The organism is Agreia bicolorata, assembly GCF_000938265.1.
Taxonomy (GTDB): Bacteria; Actinomycetota; Actinomycetes; order Actinomycetales; family Microbacteriaceae; genus Agreia; species Agreia bicolorata.
Window position 1 is genome coordinate 557,929 of sequence record NZ_JYFC01000001.1, and the last position, 13,376, is coordinate 571,304.

General features: G+C 65.6%; 12 protein-coding genes. 8 read left to right on the top strand and 4 right to left on the bottom strand.

Annotated elements, in window-relative coordinates; genetic code table 11:
* Positions 1-31 precede the first annotated feature (31 nt).
* From TZ00_RS02615 to TZ00_RS02625, 3 genes are read left to right on the top strand one after another with little or no spacing between them, the layout of a single operon-like run.
* The gene (locus TZ00_RS02615; RefSeq protein WP_161793717.1) at positions 32-2,188 is read left to right on the top strand and encodes an Ig-like domain-containing protein; all 2,157 of its coding nucleotides are present in this window, start codon (positions 32-34) and stop codon (positions 2,186-2,188) included.
* 45 nt (positions 2,189-2,233) lie between these two features.
* Positions 2,234-4,366 (top strand): RecQ family ATP-dependent DNA helicase, encoded by a 2,133-nt coding sequence (locus TZ00_RS02620; protein WP_044439349.1) that lies wholly within the window; start codon positions 2,234-2,236, stop codon positions 4,364-4,366.
* A 10-nt stretch (positions 4,367-4,376) separates the two neighbouring features.
* Entirely contained in the window at positions 4,377-5,942 is a 1,566-nt protein-coding gene (locus tag TZ00_RS02625; RefSeq protein WP_078714939.1) for a deoxyguanosinetriphosphate triphosphohydrolase family protein, read from the top strand.
* A gap of 18 nt (positions 5,943-5,960) precedes the next feature.
* Here TZ00_RS02625 and lpdA read toward each other — a convergent pair whose 3' ends face one another.
* Together lpdA and TZ00_RS02635 are read right to left on the bottom strand one after the other, a co-directional pair.
* Positions 5,961-7,361, bottom strand: a complete 1,401-nt coding sequence (lpdA, locus tag TZ00_RS02630; protein WP_044438998.1) for a dihydrolipoyl dehydrogenase — start codon at positions 7,359-7,361, stop codon at positions 5,961-5,963.
* A gap of 78 nt (positions 7,362-7,439) precedes the next feature.
* Positions 7,440-8,012 carry a flavin reductase family protein gene (locus TZ00_RS02635; RefSeq protein ID WP_078714941.1) on the bottom strand — a complete coding sequence of 191 codons (573 nt, stop codon included), beginning with the start codon at positions 8,010-8,012 and terminating at the stop codon, positions 7,440-7,442.
* A 108-nt stretch (positions 8,013-8,120) separates the two neighbouring features.
* Here TZ00_RS02635 and TZ00_RS18600 point away from each other — a divergent pair, with 108 nt between their 5' ends.
* The 4 genes from TZ00_RS18600 to TZ00_RS02650 are packed head-to-tail and all read left to right on the top strand — an operon-like array spanning position 8,121 to position 11,301.
* Positions 8,121-9,005 carry a biosynthetic peptidoglycan transglycosylase gene (locus TZ00_RS18600; RefSeq protein ID WP_084605862.1) on the top strand — a complete coding sequence of 295 codons (885 nt, stop codon included), beginning with the start codon at positions 8,121-8,123 and terminating at the stop codon, positions 9,003-9,005.
* A complete protein-coding gene (locus TZ00_RS18605) occupies positions 8,936-10,417 on the top strand; it encodes a transglycosylase domain-containing protein (protein WP_052521215.1) in 1,482 nt (493 codons plus the stop codon). Before TZ00_RS18600 ends, TZ00_RS18605 begins: the two co-directional genes overlap by 70 nt.
* A 51-nt stretch (positions 10,418-10,468) precedes the next feature.
* The gene (locus tag TZ00_RS02645; protein WP_044438999.1) at positions 10,469-10,819 is read left to right on the top strand and encodes an ArsR/SmtB family transcription factor; all 351 of its coding nucleotides are present in this window, start codon (positions 10,469-10,471) and stop codon (positions 10,817-10,819) included.
* Positions 10,816-11,301 carry an SRPBCC family protein gene (locus TZ00_RS02650; RefSeq protein WP_044439000.1) on the top strand — a complete coding sequence of 162 codons (486 nt, stop codon included), beginning with the start codon at positions 10,816-10,818 and terminating at the stop codon, positions 11,299-11,301. The genes TZ00_RS02645 and TZ00_RS02650 overlap by 4 nt, the downstream gene beginning before the upstream one ends.
* 19 nt (positions 11,302-11,320) lie before the next feature.
* On the opposite strand, the gene TZ00_RS02655 is transcribed toward TZ00_RS02650, so the two are convergent.
* Positions 11,321-11,905 (bottom strand): helix-turn-helix domain-containing protein, encoded by a 585-nt coding sequence (locus TZ00_RS02655; RefSeq protein ID WP_044439001.1) that lies wholly within the window; start codon positions 11,903-11,905, stop codon positions 11,321-11,323.
* A 47-nt stretch (positions 11,906-11,952) separates the two neighbouring features.
* Between TZ00_RS02655 and TZ00_RS02660 the strand changes: the two genes are divergently transcribed.
* Entirely contained in the window at positions 11,953-12,783 is an 831-nt protein-coding gene (locus tag TZ00_RS02660; RefSeq protein ID WP_044439002.1) for a class I SAM-dependent methyltransferase, read from the top strand.
* A 14-nt stretch (positions 12,784-12,797) separates the two neighbouring features.
* Here the strand turns inward: TZ00_RS02660 and TZ00_RS02665 are convergent, their stop codons facing one another.
* On the bottom strand, positions 12,798-13,373 hold the full coding sequence (locus TZ00_RS02665) for a dihydrofolate reductase family protein (protein WP_044439003.1): 576 nt from the start codon (positions 13,371-13,373) through the stop codon (positions 12,798-12,800).
* Between the last annotated feature and the right edge of the window lie 3 nt (positions 13,374-13,376).

The following is a 13,376-nucleotide window of genomic DNA, read 5'->3' on the forward strand; positions in this document are numbered from 1 at the left end:
CTGGCGCAGAACACCCCTAAATGGGAGGTACGTGACCCACTTGCCCGGAACGCCTTCGTCAGCAGCACAGCGCCGTCGTGCTGCCGCTTTGTCGACGGCATCGGCGCTCTTCGGCGTGTGCCTTCTCGCCATGATCTTCGTCGCGCCGGGCACCGCCGCGGTCGCCGCCGAGACCGATCCGCCACCCACGTCACCCCCGGACTCAACGGTGGTCGCCACGCCCGTGATCGAGAAACCTGCGGCATCCGCCCTGGTCGGCGACGAGATTCCGTTCAGCGGAACGGCCGAGCCTGACAGCGGCATAGACCTCTACTCCGACTCCGGCGGACAGCCCCTCTGCAGCGTCATCACCGACAAGTCGGGAGCATGGTCGTGTGAGGTGACACTCCCGTCTACGCCATCGGTCACAGTGCGTGCGGTTCAAAGCGTCGCCGGGCAGTCGACGGAGACGAGCGTCGGGATCTCCGTGCTCAACGCACCCACCGCGGGAGCGGCAGGCAGTGGCACCGTCTCGAACGGAACGATCATGGGCGAGGGACTGGCAGGCGCTACCGTGACGGCCGTCGTCGGAGAGGTGTCGTGCACGGCGACGGTGGATTCGACAGGAACCTGGTTCTGCGCCCTGCCCATAGGACTCACGAGCGGCTCCTATCAGCTCACCGCCAGTCAGGTTGCGCCGTGGAGTGGAGGACGCTCATCGTCATCGAGTCGACCAAGCACCCTCACGATCGATGTCGATGCGCCCGCTCCCCCGGGCGTGACCATTCCTGCCGATTCGATTCAGGCATCCGGCGCCACCTTCTCGGGCGACGGTGAAGACGGCGCCACCGTGACACTCTTCGCGGGTCCGCACTCCCTGTGTCAGGCCGTCGTCGCGGGCGGCCGGTGGTCGTGCACCTCCGCCGCGATCGACGCGGGCACCTACGACGTCTCGGCCATCCAGCAAGACGTGGCGGGCAATATCAGCGACGAAAGTGCGCGAGTGTCGGTGACGTTCGCGGGCGTGCCGACGCCACCCGCACCGACCGAACAGCCAACCCCGAGTGCAACTCAGCCTCCGTCGAACTCCACCGCGATACCGTCTATTCCCGACGGCGACCCCACGGCGGCGGCCCCTCAACAGCCGCAGGCGCAGCAGGGTACGACAACGGATGCGCCGCCGGCGACCGCATCGGGGGGATGGCCGGCGTCTACTCGCTTCAGCGCCGGGATGCAGCCGGCCTTCGGAACCGCAGGCTCGATCGACTGGACTCTGGCACTCGGAATCGGTCTGGCGATGGTCGCTCTGCTCGCCGTTCCGGCCCGTCTTCTCGCGGGAACGCTCCGCGGGCTGCGAGCGGCGCCCGAACCGCGCTCGGAAGGCGCCGGAAGACTTACCGGTCGCAACAGATCGCGCTACCAGGAATACGAGACCGCCCCGGAGCTCGCGTGGAACACTCGCGTGACCGGCGGATTCGCCCTTATCGCCAGTGCCACCATCACCGTGCTCAGCGCCCCCGTGACCGATGAGCCTGCCTACCTTCGGCTGCTCGTAGCCGCCGTTCTCGGCATTTTCGTGGTGAACGCCGTCGCCGTGCTCGTGCCACGTCTGCTCGCGCGGAGCGTCTTCGACGTAACCGTCGGCATCCGCCTTCGCCCGCTCTTTCTTCTCGTCTCCGTCGGAGCGACGATACTGTCGCGCGTTCTCGATCTCGATCCAGCCCTCGTGTTCGGCATCGTGTTCGGTCTGGGGCTCTCACTTACAGCCTCTCGGCGCGCGCTGGGGCGTCTGGCGGCACTCCAGATCGGTGCGCTCTTGGCCGTGGGCACGACCGCCTTTCTTATCTCAGGGTCGATCGCCTCTGCCGCAGGCCCGGGAACTGCCGGCGCGTTCCTGTCCGAGTTCGTCAATACCGTTGCGCTGGCCTCACTCGGCGGGGCCGCGATCCTGCTCCTCCCGATAGCCGATCTGCCCGGCCGGCACATCCTGCGGTGGAAGCCGATCGTCTGGCTACTCCTCGCCCTCGCGGGCTTCACGCTGCTCGCCGGTGTTCTATCGTCAGCGCTCGAGGGCCTGGGCGGCGGAGCCGGCCTCATCCTGCTCGCCCTGGCGTCTCTGACGTTCGCGGCCGTCTGTGTCGCGATCTGGCTGTGGGTGAAGTTCGTGCGGGCACCCGCTCACGATGAGAGCAGCACGCCCACAACATAGCCGGTGATGACGACGAGCGTCGGCGGTGGGTGGCAGGCTCGAGTCATGACATCCTTGCCGCCGCAGCAAACCGCGACCGACATTCTGCGCTCCCTCGTCGGCCGCCCCGACGCCGAGTTTCACGAGGGGCAGCGTGAGGCCATCGATGCCCTGGTCACCGACCGCAGTCGCGCCTTGGTCGTTCAGCGCACCGGGTGGGGCAAGTCCGCGGTCTACTTCATCGCCACTCTCCTGCTGCGTCAGCAGGGTGCAGGGCCCACCATTCTCGTGTCGCCCCTGCTCGCCCTCATGCGCGACCAGGTGGCCGCCGCTGCGCGTGCGGGCGTCACCGCCGCAAGCCTGAACTCCGCCAACACGCATGAATGGGAATCGATCAAAGAACGCCTCGCGAAGAACGAGGTCGACGTGCTGCTCGTCTCGCCCGAGCGACTCAACAACCCTCGCTTCCGCGACGAGCAGCTGCCCGAGCTCGTGCGACGCACTGGTCTTCTGGTCGTCGACGAGGCACACTGCATCTCTGACTGGGGTCATGATTTCCGCCCCGACTACAGGCGTCTGCGCACGCTCATCGCAGAGCTTCCGTCAGATGTTCCGGTGCTCGCGACCACCGCAACCGCCAACTCCCGGGTGGTGGCCGACGTGGCAGAGCAGCTCAGCGTCGACGCGCACGGGCCTGAGGCGAACACCGTCGTCACGATCCGGGGGCCGCTCGCCCGCGCGTCGCTCAGGCTCGGAGTCCTGAGGCTGCCCGACTCGAAGGCCCGGCTCGGCTGGCTGCTGACCCATCTTGGTGAGATGCAGGGCAGTGGCATCATCTACGCACTCACAGTCTCTGCAGCCGAAGACACGGCGCGTCTGCTTCGCGAGGCCGGCCACGAGGTGCTGGCGTACACCGGCCGCACCGATCCCGTTGATCGCGAGGCGGCAGAGGCGAAGCTCAAGAACAACGAGGTCAAGGCGCTCGTCGCTACGAGCGCGCTCGGCATGGGGTTCGACAAACCCGACCTCGGCTTCGTCGTCCATCTCGGAGCACCGTCGTCTCCCGTCGCCTACTACCAGCAGGTCGGGCGTGCCGGGCGCGCCACCGACAACGCCGATGTGCTGCTGCTGCCGGGCCGAGAAGACCCCGAGATCTGGCACTACTTCGCCACCGCATCCATGCCCGACGACCGACGGGCCCGTGCCGTGCTCGACGCCCTCGACGCCGAGTCCGGCACCCTGTCGACACCAGCGCTCGAGGCGCTGGTCGACCTTCGCCGAACGCCTCTCGAGCTTCTACTCAAGGTTCTCGACGTCGATGGAGCTGTGTCGAAAGTGCAGGGCGGGTGGCGATCGACAGGCAAGCCCTGGGTCTACGACGCCGAGCGCTACGAGCGCATCGCTGCCGAGCGAGTGGCCGAGCAGCAGTCGATGCTCGATTACGAGACCACCACGGGGTGCCGCATGGAATTCTTGCAACGCGCGCTCGACGACCCGACCGCAGCGCCGTGCGGCCGCTGTGACAGATGCACCACCGCGTGGTACGACAGCTCCGTCTCCACCGGTGACCAGGCCACCGCGGAGACCGCCCTCCAGAGGGTTGGTGCCGTCATCGAACCGCGAACGCAGTGGCCAACAGGCGCGTCGGAACGCGGAGTGGCGGTGAAGGGGCGCATTGCCGTCGACGAGCGCGTCGAACCGGGCCGGGCGCTGGCCAGACTCACCGATCTGGGATGGGGAGGCACCCTGCGGCAACTGTTCGCGACTGGAGCACTCGACGAGCCCGCCAGCCCGGCGCTCATTCACGCGTGCGCGAAGGTCTTGGGCGAGTGGCCCTGGAGCGAGCGGCCGGCCGGAATCGTCAGCATGCCGTCTAGACGCAGGCCCGTGCTCGTGCGCTCGATCGCCGAGGGGCTGTCCCAGTTGGGCCGACTGCCCCATCTCGGTTCACTCGATCTGGTGGGTGCCGGCCCCGAGGGCGCTCCCGGTGGAAACAGCGTCTACCGACTCTCATCGGTGTGGCAGCGCTTTGAGGTGTCCGAGCAGATGGCGTCTCAGCTCGACGCCCTGGCGGGCAGGCCTGTGCTACTCGTCGATGACCTGGTCGACAGCCGATGGACCGTGACGGTTGCAGGGCGCGAACTTCGACGACACGGTTCGGGCGCGGTTCTGCCCTTCGCCCTCGCCCTGCAGATGTAATCTCGGTCAGATGAGCACCGCAGACGCACTGCAGAACACCTCCGAGGCGCGCATCAGGCGTCGCATTCCCGAACAGCTCGACGACATCGAGCGCATCGAACCGCAGCCCGACTTCAGAGTCGACCTCGAGCGCATCCGCTTCTCGCCCTATTTCTCCCGTCTGTCTGCCGTGACCCAGGTCATCTCACAGGCCGGTGCCGGCCCCGTCATTCACAATCGGCTCACCCACTCCGTCAAAGTCACCGCTGTTGCGCGGTCGATCGCTGTCATGCTCGAGCAAGACCGCGGTGACACGGGTCGTCTGGTGCGCGAGCTCGGTGGCTGCGACCCCGTTGTCGTGCAGGCGGCCGCCAGCGCCCACGACCTGGGGCATCCACCCTTCGGGCACCTCGGCGAACAGGTGCTCGACCGACTCGCCCGCGAACGCCTGGGCCTGTCGGAGGGTTTCGAGGGCAACGCGCAGACCTTCCGTATTCTCACCGAGCTCGATGCCTGCGACGCCACCGAGCAGGGTCTCAACCTCACCGCCGCCGTTCGGGCCGGGGTGCTCAAGTATCCGTGGCTCCGTGCCGAATGGCAGTCGCGCGTGCGCACCGATATGCCCGATGGCATGCCGCGGGGCGTGGGCTCGCAGCGCAACGGCGGTGCCGACAAGTTCTCGGTCTACACACTCGATGTCGATGAGCTTCGCGATGCTCAGAGCGCGTTCCCGAACATCGGCGGGTGGCGCCAGACCGTCGAGTGCTCGGTCATGGACATCGCCGACGACATCGCCTACTCGATCCACGACCTCGACGACTTCTATCGCGCGGGCGTCCTGCAGCAGGCGTCGGTCTCTGCCGAACTACGCAGCTGGCTTCGCGACCAGTCACACCTGTCACGCCTCGACGAGCAGTCGCTCGAGGCGAGCGCCCGCACACCCGGGCACGCGCTCGAGTTGGTGCGGCGTCGCATCCACACCCGAGACGCATGGATCGCGTCGGACGACGCCTTCAGGGCCGCTGTGCAGAGAGTCAGCGAAGATCTGGGCGACGGACTGCTGTCGGTGCCGTTCGATGGCTCGATGGGTGCCGAGAGGGCCATCTCGTCGTTCACGCGCAGCTGGATCAACCGACTTCAGCGATCCATCGTGGTCGACCGCACTCCGCATGTGAGAAGCGCCCACGTGAGGCTCGGCCAGCAGGCGTGGCACGACGTCGTCGTGCTCAAGTTCGTGCACACACGCTTCGTTCTCGAACGCCCAGACCTCGCCACCTATCAGCGCGGCCAAGGCCGGGTGCTCGAGACTCTGGTCGAGGGTTTCCGCGCGTGGCTCTCCGACGAAGACGATGCCGCACGTGCCCCACGACGGCTGGTCGAGCTCGTGCAGGTCGCGACGGCGGGGTACTTCCGATTGAGATCGGAAACACCTGAGCTGCTCCGCGGAAGCACCGACGATGAGAGCCTCATCGCGCGAGGACGCGGCAGGGGAATCGTCGACTACATCGCGTCGCTCACCGACAGCCAGGCTATGAGCGTGGCCTCATTGATCAGCGGCACCTCGGAGCACCTCTGGGAGGGCGGCACGGGCATCTAGCGCCCGTGCCGGCCCGTCTCACAGGTTGATCATGTGCCCCTTGAGACCGTGGAACGCCTCCTGCAGCGCCTCGCTCAAGGTCGGGTGCGTGTGCACGTTGCGTGCCAGCTCGGTGGCCGTCAGATCCCACATCTGGGCGAGCGTCAGCTCAGGCAGCAGTTCGGAGACGTCGTGGCCGACCATGTGTCCACCCAGCAGTTCGCCGTACTTCGCGTCTGCGACCAGTTTGACGAATCCGGCGGGCTCTCCGAGTCCGTGCGCCTTGCCGTTGGCCGTCATGGGGAAGGTCGAGACGAGCACGTCGTGACCCTCGTCGCGCGCCTGCTGCTCTGTGAGGCCGAAGCTCGCAACCTGTGGCTGGCAGAACGTGGCGCGCGGCATGTTGCGGTAGTCGCCGAGCGTCTGAGTCTCTGCTCCGGCCATCGTCTCAGCGGCGACGACGCCCTGGGCCTCTGCCACGTGCGCGAGCTGCAGCTTGGCCGTGACATCGCCGATCGCGTAGATGTTCGGAACGTTGGTGCGCATGTGGTCGTCGATCGCGACCGCACCGCGTTCGGTGAGCTGCACGCCCGTCTTGTCGAGTCCGAAGCCCTCGACCCGAGGAGCGAAGCCGATCGACATGAGGACCTTGTCGACCTCGATCGAGCCGGCCGCGCCGTCTTTGCCGGTGTACGAGACCGAGACAGACGATCCGTTGTCGACGACGCTCTCGACCTTGGTCGAGGTGAGCAGGGTCACGCCCAGCTTCTTGTACTGCTTGGCGATCTCCTTCGACACGTCGGCGTCTTCGTTGGGAAGCGCGCGGTCGAGGAACTCGATGATCGTGATCTCTACGCCGTAGTTGCGCAGAACGTAGGCGAACTCCATGCCGATGGCGCCGGCGCCGACGATGACCATCGACTTGGGCAGCTCGCGGGTGAGGATCTGGCTCTCGTAGGTGACGACGTTGTCGCTGAGGGTCACACCGGGAAGCAGGCGCACGGTCGAGCCCGTGGCGATGATGGCGTTGTCGAAGGTGAGCTGCTCAGCAGTGCCGTCGGACTTGGCCACCGTCAACGAGTGACTGTCGTCGAACGACCCACGACCGTCGTACTCGGTGATCTTGTTCTTCTTCATCAAGAAGTGCACGCCCTTGACGCGCCCGTCGGCCACCTTGCGGCTGCGATCGAAAGCGACGCCGAAGTCGAACGAGACGTCTCCGGAGATTCCGAACTCCTGCGCCTGGGTGGCGAAGATGTTCGCCAGTTCGGCGTTGCGAAGCAGGGCTTTCGAGGGAATGCAGCCCACGTTGAGGCAGACACCACCCCAGTACTTCTCTTCGACGACGGCGACGCTGAGCCCGAGCTGCGCGGCACGGATGGCAGCGACGTAGCCACCGGGGCCGGCTCCCAGAACGACAAGGTTGTAGTGAGCGCTCATTTTGTTTTAGGACTTCCTTCGGTTTGCACGAGGTCTTTCTCGTTCAACTCTATTCGCACTGGCGAAGAAGTCCGCCGCTCACCCGTCGATGCGAGAGTGCCGACCGAGCCGGTGCCACGTGCGATTGTGATAGACGAGGGGCTCGGCAGAGTCGACGTCCTCTGAAATGCCCGCCTGCAGCGCGTGCACGGCGATCACGGTCGAGCCACCGGCATCCATGCGCTCGATGACCTTGCCTCGGATCCACGACTGAGCCGCAGGAAAATAGGGCTCGCCGGTAATCAACCGATCCCAGATCGATGTGTCGGCGAAGCGATCGATGCCGCTGGTGGCGCACAGAGTCGCGAGATCGAGCTGTTCCGAACCGAGTAAATGCACGACGACCGTGTCGGCGGCCAAGATCGTCGGGGCACTGGAGGACTGCCCCGACACGGAGAACACGAGCAACGGCGGCTCCGCGCTGACCGAGAACACTGAGGTGGCGGTGAGGCCCACCGGTCCGTCTCCGGCATCCGCCGTGATCACAGCGACGCCGGCCGGATGATTGCGGAATACGGCCTTGAAGGAGTCGGCGTCGAGTCCGGCGTGCTCTGCGATGGAGTCGACGGAGCCGGTCTGCTGGGGACCGCGAGCGGAGGAGTGCAGTGTCATGTGCACCAGCCTTTACCCGGGATGCCTCGTGAGGAAGTTCTGTGACTTCATGTGACGCCGGCGCCGATTCAGGCGCTTCGGAGGTGCGCGAACGTATCCTCAACTGTTATGCCTGATTCCTCGTCACGTCTTATGTCTGCGGCGAAGCCCTGGTTGAAGCTGCTCGGGGCGAGCGTCGTCGCCGGTGTCCTGGTCACCGCTCTCGCCGTGCCGGCCGTCTCGCTCACGAGCGCCACGGTGTCGCGCTCGGTCGGGCTCTTCGAGGATCTGCCCTCGACCCTCGATATCGGCGCACTCTCGCAGAAGTCCGAGATCTACTCGACGAACACCGACGGATCGAACACCCTGCTCGCCACGGTCTTCGATCAAAACCGCCAAGAAGTGGGCTGGGATGAGATCGCTCCCGCGGTGAAAGATGCCGTCGTCTCGACAGAGGATCCGCGGTTCTATGAGCACAACGGTGTCGACCTCACGTCGACGCTCCGTGCGGCGCTCAAAAACGTCACCTCCGGCGGCGTCGAGAGCGGCGCATCGACCATCACCATGCAGTACGTGAAGAACATCCTCGTGCAGCGGGCCGAAGCCCTCGACAACGAGGCCGACCGCGAGAAGGCCTACGCCGAGGCGACCGACACGTCGCTCGATCGCAAGCTGTCCGAGATGCGGCTCGCCATCGGCCTCGAGAAGAAGTACAGCAAAGACCAGATTCTGCTCGGCTACCTGAACATCGCCAACTTCGGCGGCTCGGTCTACGGCATCGAGGCCGCGGCGAACTACTACTACGGCACGACGGCGGCTCAGCTGACGGTCGCCCAGCGGCGAGCCTCATCGCCACAGTCAACGAGCCCAATGGGCTGCGCATCGACGAGCCCGAGAACATCGACGCCAACAAGGCTCGGCGCGACGTCGACGTTCTCGCATCGATGCTCAAGCACCACACGATCACGCAGGCCCAGCACGACGAGGCCGTCGCGACCCCCGTCACCCCCGTGATCACCGAGCCGTCGACCGGATGCCAGACGGCGGCCGACGGGGCAGCCTACTTCTGCGACTACGTGACCTGGATCGTCAAGAACGATCCCACGTTCGGCGCCACGGCCGACGAACGCTGGTCGAACTTCAAGACCGGCGGATTTCAGATCTATACGACGCTCAATCCACAACTTCAGGCCAACGCCCACGAGACGATGACCGAGTACATTCCAGCGTCGAGCGACGAACTCGACCTCGGCTCGACGATCGTCACCGTCGAACCCGGAACGGGGCGCATCCTCGCGATGGCGCAGAACAAGAACTACGTGGCCGGCGACACAACCGACCCGGGCAGCACATCGTTGAACTACAACACCGATCAGGGCTATGGCGGTTCGACCGGATTCCAGGTCGGCTCGACCTATAAGGTCTTCACGCTCGCCGAATGGCTGAAGCAGGGTCACACGCTCAGCGAAAGAGTCAACGGCAACCCCCAGACCTTCAAGCGGGCGAACTTCACCAACACCTGTGCCGACGTCAGCGGACCCGACTACTCGCCCAGCAACGACAGCGGCGAGCGGCCCGGAACGATCTCGGTGCAGACGGCGCTCACCGACTCAGTGAACAACGCTTTCTTCGCCATGGCACAGAAGCTCGACCTCTGCCAGATTCGCAACGATGCGCAGGCTCTGGGCGTGCACCGCGCCGACGGCGCTGAACTCGGATCTGATCTGGCCGACGTGATCGGTACGCAGACCATCGCCCCACTCACGATGGCCGCTGCCTATGCCGGCATCGCCGCCAACGGCATCTACTGCAAGCCGATCGCGATCGACCGCATCGTGGATGCGACGGGTGCCCAACTGCAGCCGCCCCAGGCTGGGTGCACTCAGGCTCTCGACCCGAAGATCGCCGCCACCCTGGCATACGCCATGAAGGGTCCGATCCAGAGCGGAACGGCGACGGCATCGAACCCCTATGACGACATCGAGCACATCGGCAAGACGGGAACGACCGACAACGAGAAAGACACCTGGATGATCGGGGCCAGCACGAAGGCGGCCACGGCCGTCTGGGTCGGCAACGTCTCGGGCGATGTCTCGATGACCGATGTCGAAACCAACGGATACTCGGGCTACAGCGTGAGGCATCGCATCTGGAAGTCGGTGATGACGGCGAACGACGAGGTGCTTCCCGGGGCGGCCGACTTCCCCGACCCCGACAACACCCTCGTCTACGGTTCGGGATCGAGTTCCGGTTCGGATTCCGGCAGCGCAACGAACACTCCGACGCCTACCCCGGCGCCCTCAATCCAGCCAACCCCCACGGGCGTCGCGCCGACACCCGATCCGACCGTCGCGCCACCAGCAGGAGACAATGGCACCGGAACGGGCATCGTCCCCGGTATCGGCAACGGCAACGGCGGCAATTAGAGTCACCTACGCCCTTGCTTCCGCGTTCTGCACGCTATAACGTACAACCAAATGGTTGTATATGAACTGACGGATTCCGAGATCGACCGCATCTTCCAGGCACTGGCGGATGCGACCAGGCGCGACATCGTGAGCCGAGTGCTCACGGCCGGGCACTCGGTGACCGCCCTCGCCGAGCACTACGACATGAGCTTCGCCGCCGTGCAGAAGCATGTGCAGGTTCTCGAGCGCGCCCTCCTTGTCACGAAGGAACGGCATGGCCGTGAGCAACTCGTAAACAGCCGAATCGACACGATAGGCCGCGCAGCGACGCTGTTGCAGGCTTACGAGCAGATCTGGGCCCAGCGCGCCCTCCGCATCGACGACATTCTCGCCGAAGACACCCTCAAGGAGCAGTCATGACCGTCATCAGCGTTGAGAAGGACACCGACGCACTCACCCTCACGTTCGCCGCCGAATTCGCGGCCGATGTCAATCGGGTCTGGCAGGTCTGGGAAGACCCGCGCCAGCTCGAACGCTGGTGGGGTCCGCCTACGTGGCCGGCGACGTTCACGCGGCATGAGCTCTCGGTCGGCTCGCGTTCGTCGTATTACATGACCGGCCCCGACGGCACGAAGGCCCACGGGTGGTGGCTGGTCACCGCGGTCGACGCACCCACGCTCCTCGAATTCGACGACGGCTTCGCAGACGAGAACGGCGAACCAGACGACTCGATCGAAGCCGTCACGATGACGGTCACGCTCGAATCGATCGACGGCGAGACACGCATGACCACCCTGACCCGGTTCGCAAGCATCGAGCAGCTCGAGAAGATGGTCGAGATGGGCATGGAGGAGGGCATGACGCTGGCCATGGGGCAGATCGACGAGGTGCTGGCCGCCTGACGACGGCCGGCCAGGCGTGTCAGGACTGCCGTTTCGCGGGTCGATGACCGGGTAGGTGCGCACGCTCCCCGTCGTGATCGAAGATCGTGAGCAGTTCGACAGGCCCATCGTTCGCTTCGAGCGCGTGCGGCGTCATCGTCGAGAATTCTGCGGCCTGGCCTTCGCGCACGAGGATGGTTCGCTCGCCGAGGCGCAGCGTGAGGACTCCCTGAAGAACCGTGAACCACTCGTAGCCGGGGTGCACCTGCTGCTCGGTCTTCTCGCGCTCAGCTGTGATGCGCATCTTGGCAATCATGACGCCCCTCCGGTCACGCTCGCGAGAGAGAAGCCAGATCGTCGACCCGACGCCGGTCTCCGGCTCCGGCCTGATCACCACGTCGTCGTCGCCTTCCGGTTCGACGAGCTGATCGAGGGTCGTTCCAAGCGCCTGAGCGATCGGCACCAGTTGGTCGAGGGCGATGCGCCGGTGACCTGTCTCGATGCGGCTCAGGGTCGACGGCGAGAGATAACACCGACTCGAGAGCGTGTCGAGAGTCCAGCCGAGCGAGAGCCGAAGGCTCCGGATGCGCTGGCGCACAACATCGTCGATCATTTCTTGCGTCATACGCAAGAGCATATGTCGAATTCGGATGATTCGCGTAGCGTTGTCGTATGACGCACGCCGCCCACGCACCCGCACACAATGCCGAGCTCGAAGAGCTGCTCGATCTCGACGCGAAGCTCGGCGCATCGGTGTTATCGCGGGCCATGGATGACGCGTCGCAGGCACTCAAGACCGAGCCCCGCACGATCGTCGATCTCGGGGCCGGAACCGGAACGGGAACTGTCGCCCTCGCAAATCGCTTCAGCACAGCCCGAGTCCACAGCATCGACGCCTCCGCTGGCATGCTCGACCGCCTGCGCGAGGCGTCCGCCGCGGCGGGCGTGTCCGAGAACGTGCAGGCGCATCTGGCCGATCTCGACGGCGAGTGGGTCGCTGAGCTGCCAGAAAGCATCGACTTGGCCTGGGCTGCGCTCTCCCTGCACCACGTCGGCGACCCCGCCCTCCTTCTCCGCCAGGTTTTCCACGCGCTGCGCCCGGGAGGGGTGCTGGTCGTGATCGAGATGACAGGCGAGACGACGTATGAACCGGCAGACCTGGGCACCGAACGCGCCGGGCTCGGAGACCGAATCGTGCGCGTCCTCGCCGCACGCGGCTACCCGGTCACCGCAGACTGGACGGACGCTCTCGACTCCGCCGGTTTCGCGCCGGTGAACCGCCGCGAGGCCAGTTTTTCAGCGTCGGCCGACACCCGCGAGGGATCCCGCTACCTCGAACTGCAGCTGACCTTCAATCGCGTCTTGCTCGGCGATGGCATGGATTCCGACAACCTCGCCGCCGTCGACGCGGCGATGACGACGCTGAGAACCGGCCACTCGAGAGTCGCTGTCGCATCCGGCCGCGCCATCTGGGTGGCCGTGCGACCCGAGGTCACCGAGTAGCCGACCGGGTGGTGTCAGACCTCTGCCATCGGCGCCGAGGGCACATAGCGAAGCCACATCCCTCCGCTCGCCAGACGGTGCTCGTCGAGCAACGTGAGATCGAGACGGATGTCGGCCGGAAAGAAGGGTGTACCCCCACCGACGACCTTCGGGCTGAGAACGGGATGGTACTCGTCGACGAGCCCGGCTCGAATGCCCTGCGCAGCGATATTGGGGCCGACGATGGTGATGTCCTTGTCGGAGGCTGCCTTGAGGGTGCGAATCGCGTCGACATCGAACGAGCGCTCGATGCGTGTTCGTTCACTCGCAACCTCCTGCAGCGTCGTCGAGTAGACCACCTTGTCGGCTGCTTGCCAGGCGCGAGCGAAGTCCACAATGAACGACGGTGCGTTCTCGAGCAGGTGCGCGGTCTCCCAGAAGAGCATCGTCTCGTACATGCGCCGGCCGTAGAGGTACGTGCCGACCGAGCGCAGCTGCTCACCGAAGAAGTCGTGCACCTCTTCGCCTGCTTCTAGGAAGTCGAACCGCCCCTCGGCATCGATGGCATAGCCGTCGAGGGAGATGATCATCGAGTAGATCAGTTTGCCCATGGG

Coding starts and splice junctions, on each gene's coding strand:
- TZ00_RS18605 (WP_052521215.1), top strand. CDS start 8,936: ATGCTCAAGCACCACACGATCACGCAGGCCCAGCACGACGAGGCCGTC.
- TZ00_RS02650 (WP_044439000.1), top strand. CDS start 10,816: ATGACCGTCATCAGCGTTGAGAAGGACACCGACGCACTCACCCTCACG.
- TZ00_RS02665 (WP_044439003.1), bottom strand. CDS start 13,373: ATGGGCAAACTGATCTACTCGATGATCATCTCCCTCGACGGCTATGCC.
- TZ00_RS02655 (WP_044439001.1), bottom strand. CDS start 11,905: ATGACGCAAGAAATGATCGACGATGTTGTGCGCCAGCGCATCCGGAGC.
- TZ00_RS02620 (WP_044439349.1), top strand. CDS start 2,234: ATGACATCCTTGCCGCCGCAGCAAACCGCGACCGACATTCTGCGCTCC.
- TZ00_RS02660 (WP_044439002.1), top strand. CDS start 11,953: ATGACGCACGCCGCCCACGCACCCGCACACAATGCCGAGCTCGAAGAG.
- lpdA (WP_044438998.1), bottom strand. CDS start 7,361: ATGAGCGCTCACTACAACCTTGTCGTTCTGGGAGCCGGCCCCGGTGGC.
- TZ00_RS02625 (WP_078714939.1), top strand. CDS start 4,377: ATGAGCACCGCAGACGCACTGCAGAACACCTCCGAGGCGCGCATCAGG.
- TZ00_RS02645 (WP_044438999.1), top strand. CDS start 10,469: ATGGTTGTATATGAACTGACGGATTCCGAGATCGACCGCATCTTCCAG.
- TZ00_RS02635 (WP_078714941.1), bottom strand. CDS start 8,012: ATGACACTGCACTCCTCCGCTCGCGGTCCCCAGCAGACCGGCTCCGTC.
- TZ00_RS18600 (WP_084605862.1), top strand. CDS start 8,121: ATGCCTGATTCCTCGTCACGTCTTATGTCTGCGGCGAAGCCCTGGTTG.